This window comes from Pseudomonas sp. PICF6 (assembly GCF_009831705.1).
GTDB classification, from domain to species: Bacteria; Pseudomonadota; Gammaproteobacteria; order Pseudomonadales; family Pseudomonadaceae; genus Aquipseudomonas; species Aquipseudomonas rhizophila.
On the sequence record NZ_WUUD01000011.1, the window covers coordinates 119,586 to 137,572 of the forward strand.

Genomic DNA, 17,987 nt, shown 5'->3' on the forward strand with positions numbered 1-17,987 from the left:
TATGTCACTGGGTTTCACGCCAGCGGTGGAAATCTACGGTGCGAACGCGGCGCTGCTCAACGAACGCTTGCTCAGTTGGACGCACATCGACGCGGCGGGGATTGAGTCCGATCAACTGACGCTCACCATCAGCCTGGAAGGGCTTGAAGGATTGCCCAGCCTGGGCGGGAAAATCGGCCTGCGGGTCGGTTATCTGGAGTCGGGGCTGGTGGATAAAGGTGAGTTCGTCGTGACCCGGCGCACGCCGACGCTGTTTCCCCTGCGCCTGACGCTTGTCGCGACGGCGGCGCCGTTCAGTGCGGCCGATCAGACCGGTTTCAAGCAACGGCGATCCGTCAGTCATGGTCCGACGACCCTGGGCGTGCTGTTTCGTCAGTTGACCTCCAGACACGGGTTTTCCCCGCGTGTGGCGCCGGACCTGGCGCTGATAAAAATCGAGCACATCGATCAGTCCAACGAAACCGACATGGGTTTTCTGACGCGACTGGCTCACCGTTATGACGCCGTCGCCAAGCCGGTCAACGAGCTGTATGTGCTGGCGCGCCGGGGGCAGGCGAAGTCTTTGTCGGGCAAAGTCCTGCCCGAGACAAAACTGTCGGTGACGACGAATAACCGCCCAGGCGACAACGCCTTTATCTCCGCCGTTCTGGATGATACCGCCCGGGCGAAATACCAGGGCTGCAAGGCCAGTTGGTGGGATGCGGCGGCAGGGAAAATGCGCGTCGAGGAGAGCGGCATCGCGCCGTTCAAGACCCTTCGCCAGCGCTTTCAAAGCGCCAACGATGCTCGCGCCGCCGGTGAAGGCGAGGTACGCCGGATGATGCGCGAAGCACTCAAGGTGGCGATCGAATGCCCCGGCAATCCAGGCTTGTGCGCCGAAGGCATCGTGCTGCTGGACGCCTCCTGGCCGGACTTCATGCGCGGTCGCTGGTCGATCGACAAAGTCACCGCCAGCGGCGACCGGGAAAAAAGCTATCGCAGCAGGATTGATGCAACCTGCCTGGATGCCAGGGCCTAAACACCACTCCCCTGTGGGAGCGAGCCTGCTCGCGATGAGGCCGTCATAGCCAGCATTGATGTTGCCTGACACACCGCCATCGCGAGCAGGCTCGCTCCCACAGTTCTGACTGCGCCTTCCATATAACTGGAGCACCTCCATGAAGATCACTCCGATCCTCACGCAACTGCGTGAGCAATGTCCTGCGCTCGGCAATCGCGTGGCAGCAGGGTTTGACCTCGCCACGTTGCAAGCCGACACGCCGCTGCAAACCCCCTGCGCCTATGTCCTGCCAAGCGCCGACATTGCCAGCAAGAACGCCGCCCAGAACGCCACGCTGCAAGCGGTGCGTGACCGTTTCGACACCGTACTGGTGCTCGACGCCACCGATGCGACAAAAGCGCTGGATCTGTTGCACGACCTGCGCGCCGAACTGTGGCGGGCGCTGGTGGGGTTCAAGCCCGGTGGTGACTACACCGGCATCGAGTACGACGGCAGCGAACTGGTTTCCATCAACAGCAGCCGTGTGTTGTACCGGCTGCACTTTTTCGCCGAGTTCCAGCTGGGCCGCAATCTGGCGAGCCAGCCTGCCGAAAGCTGGCACGAGCGTGAACTGGACGGCTTGTCGTCCTTTACCGGGGCCACCGTGCGGGTCGATGCCATCGACCCGGCGGACCCCAACCTGAAACGTCCCGGGCCCGATGGGCGCGTGGAACTGACCTTCTCTGGAGACGTAACCCCATGAGCAAACGCATCACCGTGCTGCCGGCCCCGGGCCGTGCCGTACCGGACCCGGAAGCGGGCGATCTGTTGCCCCTCGAGGGCCGTGAAGTACCGGACAGCGCCTGGTGGCGTCGACGTCTGGCCGATGGCGATATCACTACCAAAACCGTGAAAGCGGCAAAACCACAGGGAGCCAAATAATGGCGATCGGATTCAGCAACATTCCCGCGGACATTCGTGTTCCGCTGTTCTACGCCGAAATGGACAACTCGGCGGCCAATAGCGCGTCGTCGGCCATGCGCCGGTTGATCGTGGCTCAGGTCAACGACAACGTGGCCCCGGCCGAGGTCGGTAAACTGGTGCTGGTGTCCAGCGTTGCGCTGGCCAAAAACATCGGCGGTCAAGGTTCGATGCTTGCCTCGATGTACGAAACCTGGCGCAAGACCGACCCGCTGGGCGAGATCTGGTGCCTGCCGCTGCACAACGTCGAAGGTGCCATTGCCCAGGGCGTGCTGACCCTGACCGGCGCCGCCACTCAAAGCGGCATGCTCAATCTGTATGTGGGCGGCGTGCGTGTTCAGGCGGCCATCGTCAATGGAGCGACGGCCGCTCAAGCCGCCACTGCGCTGGCCTTGAAGATCAACGCGGCGGCCGATCTGCCGGTGATTGCTGCGGCTGCCGAGGGTGTTGTGACCCTGAGCGCCAAATGGACCGGCGACAGCGGTAACGATATCAGCCTGCAATTCAATCGCCTGGGCAAGAGCAATGGCGAAGACACCCCGGCCGGCCTGACCACCGCCATCACGGCAATGACCGGTGGGGCCGGTGTACCGGACCAGACCGCCGCCGTCGCGGCGCTGGGTGACGAGCCGTTCGAATTCATCGCGATGCCGTGGTCCGATGTGGCAAGCCTCAACACCTGGCAAGCGGTCATGGACGACAGCACTGGTCGCTGGTCCTGGGCCAAGCAGTTGTTCGGCCATGTCTACAGCGCCAAGCGCGGCACCATCGGCACCCTGGTGGCGGCCGGTCAGGCGCGCAACGACCAGCACATGACTATCCAGGCCCTGGAATTGGGTGTGCCGCAACCGTTCTGGGTCCAGGCCGCTGCATTGGCCGCCCGTACTGCGGTGTTCATTTCCGCCGACGCCAGCCGTCCGACCCAGAGCGGCAGTCTGCCAGGCCTGGATCCGGCGCCGGCCAGCGAACGTTTCACCCTGACCGAGCGTCAGTCGCTGCTCAACTACGGTATCGCCACGGCGTACTACGAAGGTGGCTACGTGCGCATCCAGCGTTCGATCACCACCTATCAGAAGAACGCTTTTGGCCAGGCTGACAATTCCTACCTGGACAGCGAAACCATGCACCAGTCGGCGTTCATCGTGCGTCGCCTGCAAAGTGTGATCACCAGCAAATATGGGCGCCACAAACTGGCTGCCGACGGCACCCGTTTCGGCGCCGGCCAGCCCATCGTGACGCCGAGCACCATTCGCGGCGAGTTGATCGCCCAGTACGCCAAGCTGGAGCTGGAAGGCCACGTGGAAAACGCCGAGCTGTTCGCCGAGCATCTGGTTGTCGAGCGTGACAGTCAGGACCCGAGCCGGGTCAATGTGCTGTTCCCGCCGGACTACATCAATGGTTTGCGGGTGTTCGCACTGCTCAACCAGTTCCGTCTGCAATACGACGACGCCGCCTGAAAGTCGCGTTTGAACGTATGAACTGCGCCCACCTCGTGTGGGCTTTTTATTTGAAGGGAGAAACACCATGGGTCAACTGATTGCGGGCACCTGCTACGTCAAAGTGGACGGCGCTCAACTGACCATCAACGGCGGCTGCGAAGCGCCACTGATGTTCACCAAACGCGAAACCGTCGTACCGGGTTTCTATAAGGAAACCGACATTGCCCCGTCCTTCAAGGTGACGGCGCTGCACACCGCGGACTTCCCGCTCAAGCAACTGGTCGCCGGCACCGACATGACCGTCACCTGCGAATTCAACAATGGCAAGGTTTACGTACTGGCCGGCGCCTACCTGGTGGAAGAGCCGGTGTCCAAGGGCGACGACGCCACCATCGAACTGAAATTCGAAGGCATCAAGGGGACCTGGCAATGAGCGATGTCGTGACGCTGCGCGTGGCCATCGAGGCCCACGGCGAGCCGCTGAGCGAACTGACCCTGCGCCGTCCGACGGTGCAGGAGGTCCGGGCGATCAAGGCGCTGCCGTACAAGATCGACAAGAGCGAGGAGGTGAGCCTGGACATGGACGTCGCGGCCAAATACATCGCGGTCTGCGCCGGCATCCCGCCGTCGTCGGTCAACCAGTTGGACTTGGCTGACCTCAACGCACTGAGCTGGGCCGTCGCGAGTTTTTTCATGAGTGCGGCGTCGCAGCCATCGGCGACCTGATCGCAGCCGCCTATGACCTGGCCTGGTTCTGGAAGGTTGACCCCGAACAGATGATGGCCAGGCCACTGGATGTGCTCCGCGAGTCCCTGGAGCACGCGCAACGGATCAATGCGATGCAGCAGGTGCAGTGATGGCAGAGACACAAAAGGTAGAGAAAAAAGCAGTGCTGCTGACCGGCATCGATGAGCTGTCGCCCAAGCTTGCCAGCCTTCGAGCGAAGGTCGCCAGCTTCAAGCAGAACCTCGATGCCACGGGCCTTGGCAGCCTGGATATTTCCGCTCTGCTCCCCGAGGGCGGCCTGGCCAAACCGTTCATGGAGGGGCTCACGTCAGCAAAGGCTTTCAAAGGTGAAGTGGGCGCGGCGAACGCGGCGGCCAGCAGCTTGAAGGCACCTGAAGCGCCGCGTGTGGCGGCACAAAGCCTGGATGGATTGAAGACTTCCATCAGCAATGTGTCGGTACAGTTCGGTTCGGCCCTGGGGCCGGCGGTCAACGCGGCGGCAGCCAGCTTGCAGCCGATGGTCACGGGTGTGGCCCAGGTGCTGCAGGATAACCCGCAATTGGTGCAGGGCCTGGCGACTGGCGTCGTGGCGTTCAATGCGATTCAAACGGCGGTCAGTGGTGCGAGCCAGGCGCTGGAAGTGGTCAACCTGGCCTTGAAGATGAACCCCATCGGCTTGATTGCCATGGGCATCGCCTTGGCGGCCGGAATGATCATCGCCCATTGGACACCAATCTCGGCGTTCTTCGCCGGGCTCTGGCAGAAGCTAGCGCCGATCGTCATGCCGATGGTCGAGTTCTTCAAGACGATGTTCGCCTTCACCCCGATGGGGCTGGTGATCAGCAACTGGGGCCCGATCAGCAGCTTCTTTGGCGCGCTCTGGAATGTCATCGTGGCGGCCGCAACGCCGGTCATCGGTTTCATGCAGACGCTGTTCGCCTGGTCACCGTTGGGTTTGATCGTCAGCAACTGGGCGCCCCTGACCGGGTTGTTCGCAGCGATCTGGGATCTGCTCAAGGCGTTGACGGTGCCGGTAATGGACGCGCTGAAAGGTCTGTTCGACTGGACGCCACTGGGGCTGATCATGGCCAACTGGGGCACGATCGGGGAAGTCTTCGCCGGGATATGGGAAGGCATTCGCAATCAGGTATCGATCATGCTGGCGGTGTTCAGCGGTTTGTTCGACTGGTCGCCCATTGAGGGCCTGACCCGACAGTGGGGGCCGGTGGGTGAATGGTTCAGCCAGTGGTGGGACGAACTGCAGGGCGTGATTGCACCGATCAAGGCGTTCTTCAACGGCGGCTTCGGCGAAATCATCACCTCGTTCACCGGCAAGGTCGAAGGGTTGACCGAGGCGCAGCGCCAGACCAATGCCGAAGGCAAGGGCGAGCTGGCGCCGGCGTTTTTTGGTGGGGCCAGTGAGCCGCCAGCGGGCCTGTCATCCAGCCTTGCGCCGGCGTCCGGCAACCTGCCGATGAAAACCTCATTGACGCCAGGCGCATTGCCGCAAACCTCCAGCGCCCTGGTGCAACAAAGCGCCGCCAACAATCGTACGCAGCTCGAAGGCGGCCTGACCGTGCGCTTCGAAAATGCGCCGGCCGGTTTGCGCGCCGATCCGCCACAGACCAATCAACCGGCCCTGGCGGTGAGTTCGCGCATCGGCTATCGCTCACTTTCCACAGGAGGTTCCAATGAGCTGGCGTGATCGTTTGTTGCCGGCGTCGTTTCGTGGTGTCGGGTTCTGGGTCGATCAGGCGAAAACCCCGGTCGGCCACAAGGGCCAGTTGCATGAATATCCCCAGCGCGACCAGCCCTTCTTCGAAGGTCTCGGTCAGCAAGCGAAGATTCATGAGCTGACCGCGTTCATCGTCGGCCCCGATTGCCTGGAGCAACGCGACAAGTTGCTCAAGGCCCTGGAGCAGGGCAGCGGCGAACTGGTGCATCCGTGGTTGGGGCGCTTGCAGGTCAAGGTCGGTGAATGCGACATGACCCAGACCCGTCAGGACGGTGGCCTGGTGACCTTTGCCCTGAAGTTCTATCCCGACCAACCGCTGCAATTCCCGTCGGCCGCGATCAACAGCCAGAAACTGTTGCTGGTGTCGGCTGACAGTTTCCTGGGGGCGGCGGTGCGGCGCTTCGAAGACGCGATGACGCTGATCAAGGCCGCGCGGATCGGCATCGCTGACCTGCGCAACAGCCTCAAGGATGTCTACGGCGTCATCGAGCAGGAACTCAAACCGTTGATCGAGACTTATCGGCAACTCAGCGATCTGGTCAAGGCGGTGAAGGAGCTGCCCAAGGAAGTGGCGGCCGAGTTCAAAGGGTTGCTGGGGGACATCCGGGAATTGAAGGACTTTGCCCGTGACGGCTATCGCGGCGTGATTGCCAGCGTGTCGCAGCAGGTGGAAGCCATTCGCAAGGCGGACGCCCCCAAACTCACCACTGGCAAGGACACCACGGCGGCGGCCCAGGCCGTGGCCGATCTGGTGCAGGACACGCTGTTGGTGCAGGCCGCGCAATGGATTGCGGCGATGCCGGTGGCCGCACCGGCGGTCAAGTTGGGCGCCACCCCATCGGTGGCGCAGCAGGCGGTGCAGCCGGTCCAGCGTCGTGACGTGCCGGTGGCCGACGATGTGCTGGCCCTGCGCGATGCCCTCAACGAGGCCATCTGGCAAGCCTCGCTCAAGGCCGATCCGGATCACTACCAGGCAATGAACAATTTGCGTCAGCAGATGGCCGCGCACCTGACGGCGGTAGCGTCGTCGGGCGTAAGGCTGATCAACCTGTCGTTCAAGCAAAGCCTGCCGGCGTTGGTGGTGGCGTATCAGCAATTTGCCGATGCTACCCGGGTCACCGAAGTGACCCAGCGCAATGGCGTGGCTCACCCTGGTTTCCTGCCGCCCAACGACCTGAAAGTCTCGGGGGAATAAACCATGAACGAGCTCGACAACGCTGTCTCGCTCACCGTCGGCGGGCTGGATTACGGCGGCTGGAAAAGCGTGGAAATCAGTGCGGACCTGGAGCGGCAGTTCCGCACCTTCAAACTCGACATCACCTGGCAATGGCCGGGGCAGACTCAGTCGGTGCCGATTCGACCTGGGGATGAATGTCAGGTGCGCATCGGTGCCGACCTGGTGCTCAGCGGCTACGTGTTCAAAGCCCCGGTCAGTTATGACGGGCGCCAGATCAGCCTGAGCATCGAGGGTGGTTCCAGGACCCAGGACTTGGTGGACTGCGCGGCGATCAATCGCCCGAGCCAATGGCGCGGGCAAACGGTGCTGAGCATTGTCCAGGCCCTGGCCTCGCAATATGGCGTGGGAGTGATCAGCGAGATCCCTGAAACCGCTCGGTTGAGCGAACACAGCATCGTGCCGGGGGAAACGGTCTTTCAATCCATCGACCGTCTGCTGACGTTGTTCCGGGTGTTTTCCACTGACGATGCCGAAGGCCGCGTGTTGCTGGCCAAACCCGGGAGTGGCGGGCGAGCCAGTGATGTGCTGGAACTGGGTAAAAACATTCTCTCGGGCAATGCACCGATGGACTACAGCCAGGTGTTCTCCGAATACCGGGTCATCGGCCAGCACAAAGGCAGTGATGAGCAGAGCGGGGCGGCGGTGAGCGAAGTTTCCGGCATCGCGACCGACCTGGGCTTCAAGCGCAAGCGGGTCACGGTGATCAGCGAAAGCGCGCAATTGACCTTCGAGCTGGCCCAGCAACGGGCCGATTGGGAAAGCGCCATCCGCACTGGCAAGGCCCTGACCACGACCTACCGCGTGCAGGGCTGGCGTCAGGCCAATGGCGATTTGTGGCGACATAACACTCTGGTGCGAGTGATCGACCCGGTGCTGGGGTTTGACGGCGACATGCTGATCTCCAAAGTGACGTATTCACTGTCCGCCCAAGGCTCCGTCACCACCCTGCAAGTCGCCCCGCCCCATACGTTCGACGCGAACCCGGTGCCGCCCAAAACCTGAGCCTAACGCAAAACTCCTTGTGGGAGCGGGCTTGCTCGCGAAAGCGGTGGGTCAGCTTGCCTCAATGTTGAATGAGCCCAGGCCATCGCGAGCAGGCTCGCTCCCACAAGGGATCTCCAGTGGATACAAGTTTTGTGTTCGGCACAGATCCCCTGTGGGAGCGAGCCTGCTCGCGATGGCGTCGGTACAGCCAACAGAAGTTATGGCCAATAAACACCGCTTTCAAACTTCCGATTCCGAAGGAAACCTCAATGAGCCTACTGACCCGCCTCCTGGCGCGCGGCACTGTCGTGCTCGCCAATTCGGCCACCAAGTTGCAATCGCTGCAAATGCGCCTCACCGCCGGTGAAGTGAACGACGACATGGAGCACTTCGAACCCTACGGCTTCACCAGCAACCCGTTGGCGGGTGCCGAGGGCATCGCCACGTTCCTGGGCGGTGACCGTTCCCATGCCGTGGTGCTGGTGGTCGCCGACCGTCGTTTCCGCCTCAAGGCCCTGGCCCCTGGCGAAGTGGCGATCTACACCGATGAAGGCGACAAGATCCACTTCAAGCGCGGTCGGGTCATCGACATCGACACCGCGACCTTGAACATCCGCGCCAGCAGCGCGGTGAATATCGACAGCCCGGTCATCAACCACACCGGCAAGTTCGTTTCCCAGGGCGACCAGATCGCCGGCGGCATCAGCCAGATCAAGCATGTGCACGTCGGCGTGCAGGCCGGTAACGGCCAGACCGGCGTGCCGGCGGGAGGCCAATGATGTTCATCAGCCAGAACCTGCACGCCGCGCTGACCCGCTCGGTGCTGATCAGCCTGTTCACCTGGCGCCGCGCCGCTGACGACGATGCCGTGGATGACGAGCAACGTTTCGGCTGGTGGGGCGACACTTTTCCCACCGTCGCCGACGACCGCATCGGTTCGCGGCTGTGGCTGTTGCGCCGGGTCAAGCTGACCCGGCAGACCCAGCTCGACGCCGAATTCTATGCCCGCGAAGCCTTGCAATGGCTGATCGACGACGGCCATTGCAGCGCCATCGACATCATCAGCGAACGCCTCGACGCCCAGCGCCTGAATCTGCGCACGGTTTTGACCCTGGCCGACGGCGAGCGCCTGGACATCAACCCCGATAACAGTTGGCAGGTGACCTATGCCGTTTGAAACCCCTTCGCTGCCGGTGCTCATCAAGCGCGCCCAAAGCGACCTGGCCAGCGATTCGCTGCGCCAGTCCGATGCCCAAGTGCTGGCTCGCACCCTGGGTGGCGCCGCCTATGGCCTGTATGGCTACCTGGATTGGATCGCTGAGCAGATCCTCCCGGACAAGGCCGACGAATCCACCCTGGAGCGCATCGCCGCCCTGCGCCTGAACCAGGCGCGCAAAGCGGCCCAGGTGGCTAGCGGCAGTGTCAGTTTCACCGCCACCGCAGGTGCGGTGCTGCATGTCGACACGCTGCTGCAATCCAGCGATGGGCGCACCTACAAAGTGACCAGCGCCCGCACCACCAGCAATGGCCTGAACAGCACCACTGTCGCCGCGTTGGACGCCGGCAGCCTGGGTAATGCCGATGCCGGCCTGGTGTTGACGCCGGTGCAGCCGATCCTTGGCATCGGCAACAGCTTCACCGTGCTCGCGCCCGGGCTGACCGGCGGTCTCGCCCGGGAAAGCCTCGAATCCCTGCGGGCCAGGGTGATCCGTTCCTACCGCATCATTCCCCACGGCGGTTCCGCGCAGGACTATGAAACCTGGGCCCTGGAATGCCCTGGCATCACCCGCGCCTGGTGTCGCGGCAGCTACCTTGGGCCCGGCACCGTTGGCGTGTTCGTCATGCGTGACGACGATCCACTGCCGATTCCCAACGCCGAACAACTGGAAGAAGTCCGGGCCTATATCGAGCCGCTGCGCCCGGTCACCGCCGAGGTGCATGTGCTGGCGCCAACCCAGGTGCCGGTGACCTACCGGCTGCGCATTACCCCGGACACCAGCGCCGTGCGCGCCGCCATCGAAGCGCAACTGCGCGACCTGCATAACCGCGAAGCTGGCCTCGGCGAAACCCTGTTGCTGACCCACATCGCCGAAGCCATCAGCAGCGCCACCGGTGAAACCGACCACAAACTCACCGCGCCCATCGCTGACGTGGTCGCCGCCAGCAATCAGTTGCTGACCTTCGGAGGCTGCGTATGGCTGGAATAAGAACCTCCGAGCAGTACCAGGCCCAACTGCGCAGCCTGCTGCCCAGCGGCCCGGCGTGGGACCCGGAGCGTGTGCCGGAACTGGAAGAGGTGCTCGAAGGCATCGCCCAGGAATTGGCGCGTCTCGACGCCCGCGCCGCCGACCTGCTCCACGAAATGGACCCGGCGGGGGTGAGTGAGCTGGTGCCGGATTGGGAGCGGGTGATGAACCTGCCTGATCCGTGTCTGGGCGCTACACCGCTGTATGACGATCGTCGTTTGGCGGTGCGTCGGCGGTTGTTGGCGGTGGGCAGTCAGGCCATCGCTTATTACGTGGAAATCGCCAAGAGCCAGGGCTACCCCAACGCCACCATCACCGAACTCAAGGCTCCCCGCATGGGCCGCGCCCGCTTCGGCGAAGCGCACTTCGGCACCTGGCAGGCGCAATTCATGTGGACCCTCAACACCGGCGGCCGCCTGCTGCTCGGCCGACGTTTTGGCGCCAGCTATTGGGGGGAGCGTTTCGGCGTCAATCCGGGATCGGCGCTCGAGTGCCTGATTCATCGTAGTGCGCCGGCGCATACGAAGGTTCACATCAATTATGACTAGGGAGTAGATGAATGGATTATCCGAAGAGTGTGCCCAGCGCCGGGCTGGTGAACGGGAAGTTCGTGGATGAAAACCCGTTGACTGGGACGCCGGGGTCGTTGATTCCGGCGGCCTGGGGGAATGGGGTGACGCAGGAGATTGTGAATGTCATCAAGGCGGGGGATCTGACGCCAGATGAAACCCAAAACGATCAATTACTCGAGGCGATTCAGTCAGTCGCCGCCAAGGGCTGGAACCAGGATCTCGCGCTTCCGATCGCCGCTTTGCCGCTGCCGACGATTGCAACGGCGGATGCCCGTCTGGCAGTAACGCCTACGGCCGTGTCCACCAGCGGCGGCCGCGTTTCGATTCCGACGGGTGTGTACATCAGCATCGGACAAGACGTGGTGAGTGGACGGTTGGGCCGTTCACGTACCTACGTGACGACGGCGTGGAGCAGCGCCGATCTGTTACCCAGCGCCAGCTATTTTCTAAGAGCACAGGTCATAGGCGGCGCACTGACGTTCTATGTGCAGCGCGGAAGCTTGTATGACCTTCCGCCGGAGTCCTTGAAGGGGACTGTCAACGGCGCGTCCGGCGGCGGATTTGCGTCCACCCCCCTGGACATTTGCCTGGCCTGGGTGATGACGGGGGCGCCGGGCTCCTTGCCGACGATTCGCACGATTTACAACCGTGCTCAATTGACCTGGACGCAAACTTTAAATGGGACTGGGGTGGTTTATTTGCCGCTCGATCCGCACGCCCGGGCGGCGAGGCTTGTGGCGGGTAATCCAACCCCCTCTCCGAGTGCCGTGACTTCACTGGCGTTTGTTCAGGCCGGGTGGGTTGGGGGCAATTACAGCTATCTGTCACCCGCCTTACAAAGTATCGGCAACCAAGCGGGAGGCTGGAGCAGCCCATACATGTGTGTGTTGTTCTCCAGTAACGTTGTCAATGACGTTACGGTTTCTACCGTCACAGCCAGTTTTGATCACTCCCAATCTCGCTCGCTTTGGCAGTGCTTTCAGGCCGAGCACACATTGGGCGCCACCAATGCCGATAGCGACGAGTTGCTATTGAGCATGGGGATCAAGGGGCACCAGGCCCTGACGGATTACAGCGTGGGCATCGCCGTCAACTTTACCAACGCAGTCAATGTTCACCTGTCCTGGGAGCTGATCCGATGAAAGTCATTCAAGAGCTGCACCAATACGAAGATGGACTTCGCCCGCCTTCACCTTCTTCCGCTCATATCTGGGAGGACGGTACTTGGGTGCGTACTGAAGAGAATGCCGCCGAGCAGTTGCGTCAGGAAGCCGAACGCTTGTGCGCCACGGTCGATACCGCTGCCGACAGCGCCCGCCGTACGTTGGCCGGTGATCCCTTGCGTGCCTTGGAATACCAACAAGCCGCCCTGGAGGCGCAGGCCTTCAAGGATCAGGGCTACCCGAAAAAATTGGTTCCGTTGTCCGTTTCTGCGTGGGTCGTCAAAGGGCGCACAGCCAGGCAGGCGGCGGATCAGATTCTCGCCAAGGCCGCCGAATTTGAAGCAAACCTACTGGCGCTTCGCGAACTGCGTCTCAAGGCCAAGGCACAGATTCGCGCACACATGGCCAAAGGCAAGGCGGATCTTGCCAGCCAAGCCGTTGATGATGTGCTCGCGACTATCCGGGCGCTACGTCTTCGCGCTTGAGCCCCATCTCATAGAGAGCAATAAAATATGGATTATCCAAAAAGTGTTCCCAGCGTCGGGCTGGTGAACGGTCGGTTTGTGGATGAAAACCCGTTGGCGGGTACGCCTGGATCGCTGATTCCGGCGGTATGGGGCAATAGCGTCACCCAGGAAATCCTGGGCGTGATCGACGCCGCTGGCATCACACCGTCTGAAGCGGACACCGGCCAGTTGATCAAGGCGTTGCAGGCTATTCTCGGGCGTAGCAGCCCGATGCGTTCGGTGGTGACGCGGTTAACGGCTTCTAAAGCGCTGACAGCCGACGAGCTGGGGCTGGTGCTGATTGATGCTAGTGCTGGTGTTTCTACTGTTAGTTTGCCTTCGGCGAATGCAGGGTTGGGTGTGCGGGACGTCATCGTTCGACGTCTTGATAACAGCGGTAATCGCCTTGTGGTTCAGACTGCCGGTACCGATCGAATAAGATTTCATACTCATCTTTCGGTCGCTGGCTATCCATTTCTGGTGTTGATGGGCGGCGGTGACTGGTGGCATTTGCGCAGTGACGGTGCTGGGAGCTGGTGGCCCGTAGGGAGGTTTGATAACACTCCCTTGGGTCGCCCCTTTTTTGAGACGACCATCCAACTGAGCCCGGGAGGCTACGGTGCGCTAAATGGCACGATCATGAAGCGTGCTGAATGGCCTTGGCTCTGGGATCACGCCCAGCAGTCCGGAATGCTTGGCATCGAAGCCACTAGGGAAGGCAATGAAGGCAGATGGACCACTGGTGATGGAGCGCTAACCTTTCGCGGCCCTGAAGGGCGAGGGGAGTTCTTAAGAGTTTTGGACGAAGGGCGTTCGGTAGACGTTGGGCGGACAATGGGTACCTTTCAACCTGGCACTGTTCATTCCCATGCATTAGGAGCCCAAGGCGCGGGTGCGGTTGGATCAAGATGGTCCGATAGCCTTACCGGATTCGGTGCTAATACCCGTGAGGAAATTAAAATCATAGGAGATTTAGTAAACGGTGGCCCCATTTTTCCCACCGGGACCACTTACCAGATGGATCCGGCCAATACATTGCTCTATTCCTTTAAATCTCGTCCGCGCAACATAGCCTATCCAGCGCGTATAAAACTTATTTGAGGTGCTTTGTGTTTTATTATCTATTTGACAGAGCGGGTGTCTTGTCAGGCCCCGTAGAGTTTTCCGTGACGCCAGGTATTGGTGTTCAACTTCCCAGTAATGCCATTGAGCTTTCCTTTGAACTACCCTCATCTGAGAACGGGCGTACGTGGGCGCTGGTGAATAACGTTCCTAGAGAGGTAGTTGACTGTCGCGGGGTGGTGTATCGCAAGGACGATGGAGGGCAACAGATTTGGAGTGAGCTTGGAGAGTTGCCGGAAGCTTTTACAGCTGAACCATGGCCTGGCGATTACTATATCTGGACTAATAATGCCTGGCAGTTCGATGGCGAATCTCAGTTGAACGATACCAAGGTTCAAGTTCTGGCCAAGCGCGATACATTTCTTCGTGAGGCGGTTTTGCGTATAGCACCGCTTCAATACGCCGAAGACATCGGCGATGCCAACGACCAGGAACAACTGGCCCTGATGGAGTGGAAGCTCTACTGCGTCGAGTTGAACCGTATCCAGCACCAAACCGGTTTTCCAACCGACATCAACTGGCCGGTCGTGCCTGAGTCTGCGGCTTAAAGCGGCACGGACCAAACCGCTTAAACCTTCTCAATTTTTTTCGGGCTCTGTTGGGCGAATCAACAGGCGCAGTTTTCTATTGCCTGTTTTTTGGCTGTTTGAATATCAAGGGAGGACAACGTGGACTATCCAAGAAGTGTGCCCAGTGCGGGTTTAGTGAATGGCAGGTTTGTGGATGAGGATCCCTTGACGGGGACGCCGGGGTCTTTGATCCCCGCCAGTTGGGGCAATGGCGTCACGCAGGAGATGCTCAATGTCATTCAAGCCGCCGGGCTGACACCCTCGGAACAACTGAGCAATCAACTTTTGACGGCGTTGCGTGGCAACGGGTTATTTACCACCGCCGCGCAGTTTGACAGTGACGGGTCAGTAGCCACCACGGAGTTCGTGAGACGTAGCGGGCTGCAGTATTCCGGCTTTGCTGCGTACGCAACCAATACCGCGTTGACACTGGCGCACATCGGCGGAGCCGTCAGTTTTGCCAGTGCTACGCCGATCAGCGTCACGCTGCCTGGCACTACCGGGATCATGCATGGGGCGACGCTGACACTTATTAACGTTGGTGTCGGCGTGGTCACCATATCGACGGCCTCGGCTGCCGATACGATAGGTTCGTCAAGTGCCGCCTTGGGGCCAATCGATCTGGGGCGGGGTGAAACGGCGGAGTTCGTCAAACTCGACAACCAATGGCGGCTGATCGGCGGCACCATTGTGCTGAAGTACACCTCGTTGTTTTCAGGTCATCTCGGTAATCCGGGTTATCAAAAATACGCCAGTGGGATTATCGACCAATGGGGAGCCGGCACGACCGATGCTAACGGCGATGTGTTCGTCACTTTTCCTATTTCATTTCCAACCGCTTTTGCTTCTGTTGTAGCCAACCATGTCGGCGGTGATGGTGCGGTGGTTATTCTCGTTGGAGGAAGCGGTACTAAACAGGGCTGTCGTTTCCGGGTTCGCAATATGGATGGACAGGCGATGGCCGGGTGGGGTGTATATTATTTTGCGAAGGGGTATTGAGTGAACGAATTCACTGTGTTGTTCAGTCCAAGTACCTGCGGCGCTTATGTCCCGGGTATCAATACTTCGGATATCCCAGAAGATGTCATCGAAGTCCCCAGGGCCTATTGGCTGTCGTTGCTTCAGCAGCTGGCTATGTCGCCCAAGAAAATTGCAGTCAATCCTGACAATGGTTATCCCGTCCTCGTAGATCCACCTCCTCTGACGTCAGGCCAAGCTGCTGAAAACGAGTATGCGTGGCGCAATGCCCAGCTATCGGCAACGGACCGTCTCGTCGCGCGGGATCGCGATGAAATGGACGACGGTAGCGGCACCACACTGGACCAGACGCAATACACACAACTGCAGACATACCGACGGGCCCTCAGGGAATGGCCACAGCATGAGCTTTTCCCTACTGCTGAATATCGTCCGGTCGCGCCACCCTGGCTGGCCGAGCAACTTCAATAACGCCTTCGATGAACTGATCTATGGAAGTTACCCAACAGCAACTCATCAACATCATGCCCAACGCCCGCGCCCAAGCGGGCGTTTTTGTTTCCGCGCTAAACACCGCGATGTCGCGCCATCGTGTCGACACACCCAAACGCATGGCCGCGTTTCTGGCCCAGGTTGGCCATGAATCAGAGCAATTGCGCTACGTGCGCGAACTTGGCAGTGATCAATATCTCAGCAGGTACGACACGGGATCGTTGGCCGTTCGCTTGGGCAATACGCCCCAGGCCGACGGTGACGGTCAGCAATATCGTGGTCGCGGCCTGATTCAGATTACCGGGCGTGACAATTATCGGCGTTGCAGCCTGGGTTTGTTCGGCGATGAACGACTGTTGGCATTGCCGCAACTGCTGGAGCAACCGCAATGGGCGGCTGAGTCTGCCGCCTGGTTCTGGAATCAGAACGGTTTGAACGAACTGGCCGACCGTGATCAGTTCAACACCATCACCCGCCGTATCAAAGGCGGTATTATGTCAGCCTTCGACCTGATGCCATTTTCTTCCCGCACCCTTGGCGTCGCTGTGTTGCTGGCGTTGGTGGCCGGCGGCCCGGCGGTGTTGGCCTGGCAAGTCCAGGCGTGGCGTTATGACCGGAAACTGGCGCAAGCGGCCCAGGTCCAGGCGCAGACGCTGAATCAAATCACCCAGGCAGCAGCGATTCAACAGAAGGCCGAGCAAGACAAGCGCCTAGCCCTGGAACAACAACTCTCCGCCAGCGAACAATCCCATTACCGAGCCTTGAGCGATGCCCAACGTGATCAGGATCGCTTGCGCGATCGTCTTGCTACTGCCGATGTCCGGCTGTCAGTCCTCCTCGACGCCGACGATGTTGCCGCCGGTTGTGCAGTGCCTGCCACCGCCAGCGCCGGCGGCGTGGATCATGGCCCCCCACGCGCCCGACTTGACCCGGCGCATGCTCAACGAATTATCGCCATCACCGACGAAGGGAATCGCGGATTGATCGCTCTGCAGGCCTGTCAGGCGTACGTCAGGGCATTGGGGCGCTGATCCGGCGAGCCTTGCAAGCCTGGAATGCTCGTGTACGGTAGGGCCCTTGCATCGAATCAGGAGAGCATCATGGACGACATTACCGAATTGGCCGCTGAACTGGGCCGACGCCTGCAGCGGGTCAATGCCCATGTGAGCACGGCCGAATCCTGTACCGGAGGCGGGATTGCCGAGGCGATCACCCGCATTCCCGGGAGTTCGGCGTGGTTCGAGGCGGGTTATGTCACCTATTCCAACCGCCAGAAGACTCAGCAGCTGGGTGTGCCGGCCGAGCTGTTCGCAACGGTGGGGGCGGTCAGTCGCGAGGTGGTCGAGGCAATGGTGCGGGGCGCGCAGCAAAAAAGCCTGGCGCGTTTTGCCGTGGCGGTCAGCGGCGTGGCCGGCCCCGATGGTGGTACGCCGAACAAACCAGTGGGCACTGTATGGCTGGCCTGGGGCGTTGGCGAGACGGTCATCAGTGAGCAGCGATTCTTCCCGGGTAACCGCGACGAGGTCCGCCGACAAACGGTGAAGGCCGCGCTAGAGGGGCTGTTGCAACATGCCGCTGTAGAAATCTCAAATCAGGGGTAGGCGATCTGTAATCGCTGTGGAATAATACTGGCTACTTATACAGGTGTTGGCCGTCAGGCCTTATTGATTACGTGAGGACTTTAATGGACGACAACAAGAAGAAAGCCTTGGCTGCGGCCTTGGGTCAGATCGAACGTCAATTCGGCAAGGGTGCCGTAATGCGTATGGGCGATCAGGACCGTCAGGCTATTCCTTCCATCTCCACCGGCTCCCTGGGCCTGGACATTGCGCTGGGCATCGGCGGCCTGCCAAAAGGCCGTATCGTTGAAATCTATGGTCCTGAATCTTCCGGTAAAACCACGCTGACCCTGTCCGTGATCGCCCAGGCTCAAAAAGCCGGTGCGACCTGCGCCTTCGTCGATGCCGAACACGCCCTGGACCCGGAATATGCCGGCAAGCTGGGCGTCAACGTCGATGACCTGCTGGTTTCCCAGCCGGACACCGGTGAACAGGCCCTGGAAATCACCGACATGCTGGTGCGTTCCAACGCCGTTGACGTGATCATCGTCGACTCCGTGGCTGCACTGGTACCAAAAGCGGAAATCGAAGGTGAAATGGGCGACATGCACGTGGGCCTCCAGGCTCGTCTGATGTCCCAGGCCCTGCGCAAGATCACCGGTAACATCAAGAACGCCAACTGCCTGGTGATCTTCATCA

At 60.7% G+C, this 17,987-nt stretch carries 21 protein-coding genes and 2 pseudogenes; all 23 read left to right on the plus strand.

What is annotated here, in order from left to right:
• The first annotated feature begins 1 nt into the window (after position 1).
• Positions 2–1,018 carry a contractile injection system protein, VgrG/Pvc8 family gene (locus GSM73_RS04290; protein WP_160891676.1) on the plus strand — a complete coding sequence of 339 codons (1,017 nt, stop codon included), beginning with the start codon at positions 2–4 and terminating at the stop codon, positions 1,016–1,018.
• Positions 1,019–1,157: 139 nt separating this feature from the next.
• Entirely contained in the window at positions 1,158–1,742 is a 585-nt protein-coding gene (locus GSM73_RS04295; RefSeq protein ID WP_047230003.1) for a hypothetical protein, read from the plus strand.
• On the plus strand, positions 1,739–1,921 hold the full coding sequence (locus tag GSM73_RS04300; RefSeq protein ID WP_047230004.1) for a DUF2635 domain-containing protein: 183 nt from the start codon (positions 1,739–1,741) through the stop codon (positions 1,919–1,921). The genes GSM73_RS04295 and GSM73_RS04300 overlap by 4 nt, the downstream gene beginning before the upstream one ends.
• The gene (locus GSM73_RS04305; RefSeq protein ID WP_047230005.1) at positions 1,921–3,417 is read left to right on the plus strand and encodes a phage tail sheath subtilisin-like domain-containing protein; all 1,497 of its coding nucleotides are present in this window, start codon (positions 1,921–1,923) and stop codon (positions 3,415–3,417) included. The genes GSM73_RS04300 and GSM73_RS04305 overlap by 1 nt, the downstream gene beginning before the upstream one ends.
• A gap of 67 nt (positions 3,418–3,484) precedes the next feature.
• Positions 3,485–3,832, plus strand: a complete 348-nt coding sequence (locus GSM73_RS04310; RefSeq protein WP_003198314.1) for a phage tail tube protein — start codon at positions 3,485–3,487, stop codon at positions 3,830–3,832.
• Positions 3,829–4,125 carry a phage tail assembly protein gene (locus GSM73_RS04315; RefSeq protein ID WP_047230006.1) on the plus strand — a complete coding sequence of 99 codons (297 nt, stop codon included), beginning with the start codon at positions 3,829–3,831 and terminating at the stop codon, positions 4,123–4,125. The genes GSM73_RS04310 and GSM73_RS04315 overlap by 4 nt, the downstream gene beginning before the upstream one ends.
• A 130-nt stretch (positions 4,126–4,255) precedes the next feature.
• Positions 4,256–5,830, plus strand: coding sequence for a tail protein (locus tag GSM73_RS04320; protein WP_047230007.1), 1,575 nt, complete (start codon positions 4,256–4,258; stop codon positions 5,828–5,830).
• Positions 5,817–7,055: a DNA circularization protein gene (locus GSM73_RS04325; protein WP_047230008.1), complete on the plus strand. Its 1,239-nt coding sequence runs from the start codon at positions 5,817–5,819 to the stop codon at positions 7,053–7,055. The genes GSM73_RS04320 and GSM73_RS04325 overlap by 14 nt, the downstream gene beginning before the upstream one ends.
• Positions 7,056–7,058: 3 nt before the next feature.
• Positions 7,059–8,099, plus strand: a complete 1,041-nt coding sequence (locus GSM73_RS04330; RefSeq protein WP_076386135.1) for a phage baseplate assembly protein — start codon at positions 7,059–7,061, stop codon at positions 8,097–8,099.
• A 251-nt stretch (positions 8,100–8,350) separates the two neighbouring features.
• Positions 8,351–8,860 (plus strand): phage baseplate assembly protein V, encoded by a 510-nt coding sequence (locus GSM73_RS04335; protein ID WP_047230010.1) that lies wholly within the window; start codon positions 8,351–8,353, stop codon positions 8,858–8,860.
• Positions 8,860–9,258 (plus strand): phage GP46 family protein, encoded by a 399-nt coding sequence (locus GSM73_RS04340; RefSeq protein ID WP_047230011.1) that lies wholly within the window; start codon positions 8,860–8,862, stop codon positions 9,256–9,258. The genes GSM73_RS04335 and GSM73_RS04340 overlap by 1 nt, the downstream gene beginning before the upstream one ends.
• Positions 9,248–10,288 carry a baseplate J/gp47 family protein gene (locus GSM73_RS04345; protein ID WP_160891678.1) on the plus strand — a complete coding sequence of 347 codons (1,041 nt, stop codon included), beginning with the start codon at positions 9,248–9,250 and terminating at the stop codon, positions 10,286–10,288. The genes GSM73_RS04340 and GSM73_RS04345 overlap by 11 nt, the downstream gene beginning before the upstream one ends.
• Complete coding sequence (locus GSM73_RS04350; protein ID WP_160891680.1) at positions 10,276–10,875, plus strand: YmfQ family protein; 600 nt, start codon at positions 10,276–10,278, stop codon at positions 10,873–10,875. The genes GSM73_RS04345 and GSM73_RS04350 overlap by 13 nt, the downstream gene beginning before the upstream one ends.
• 11 nt (positions 10,876–10,886) lie before the next feature.
• Positions 10,887–12,041: a phage tail protein gene (locus GSM73_RS04355; RefSeq protein ID WP_160891682.1), complete on the plus strand. Its 1,155-nt coding sequence runs from the start codon at positions 10,887–10,889 to the stop codon at positions 12,039–12,041.
• Positions 12,038–12,547 carry a phage tail protein gene (locus GSM73_RS04360; protein WP_160891684.1) on the plus strand — a complete coding sequence of 170 codons (510 nt, stop codon included), beginning with the start codon at positions 12,038–12,040 and terminating at the stop codon, positions 12,545–12,547. The genes GSM73_RS04355 and GSM73_RS04360 overlap by 4 nt, the downstream gene beginning before the upstream one ends.
• A gap of 27 nt (positions 12,548–12,574) precedes the next feature.
• The gene (locus GSM73_RS04365; protein ID WP_160891686.1) at positions 12,575–13,669 is read left to right on the plus strand and encodes a phage tail protein; all 1,095 of its coding nucleotides are present in this window, start codon (positions 12,575–12,577) and stop codon (positions 13,667–13,669) included.
• A gap of 8 nt (positions 13,670–13,677) precedes the next feature.
• Entirely contained in the window at positions 13,678–14,238 is a 561-nt protein-coding gene (locus GSM73_RS04370) for a tail fiber assembly protein (RefSeq protein ID WP_047230017.1), read from the plus strand.
• A 120-nt stretch (positions 14,239–14,358) separates the two neighbouring features.
• The gene (locus GSM73_RS04375) at positions 14,359–15,258 is read left to right on the plus strand and encodes a hypothetical protein (RefSeq protein ID WP_047230018.1); all 900 of its coding nucleotides are present in this window, start codon (positions 14,359–14,361) and stop codon (positions 15,256–15,258) included.
• Positions 15,259–15,708: a phage tail assembly chaperone gene (locus GSM73_RS04380; RefSeq protein WP_047230019.1), complete on the plus strand. Its 450-nt coding sequence runs from the start codon at positions 15,259–15,261 to the stop codon at positions 15,706–15,708. It begins immediately after the preceding gene.
• A gap of 20 nt (positions 15,709–15,728) precedes the next feature.
• A pseudogene (locus GSM73_RS04385) lies at positions 15,729–16,271 on the plus strand (glycoside hydrolase family 19 protein); the annotation flags it as partial.
• Between the two features lie 307 nt (positions 16,272–16,578).
• Positions 16,579–16,713 (plus strand): lysis system o-spanin lipoprotein Rz1, encoded by a 135-nt coding sequence (locus GSM73_RS28175; protein ID WP_372241359.1) that lies wholly within the window; start codon positions 16,579–16,581, stop codon positions 16,711–16,713.
• 116 nt (positions 16,714–16,829) lie between these two features.
• Positions 16,830–17,330, plus strand: a complete 501-nt coding sequence (locus GSM73_RS04395) for a CinA family protein (protein WP_047230022.1) — start codon at positions 16,830–16,832, stop codon at positions 17,328–17,330.
• A gap of 128 nt (positions 17,331–17,458) precedes the next feature.
• Positions 17,459–17,987: pseudogene (locus GSM73_RS26870) on the plus strand (ATPase domain-containing protein); the annotation flags it as partial.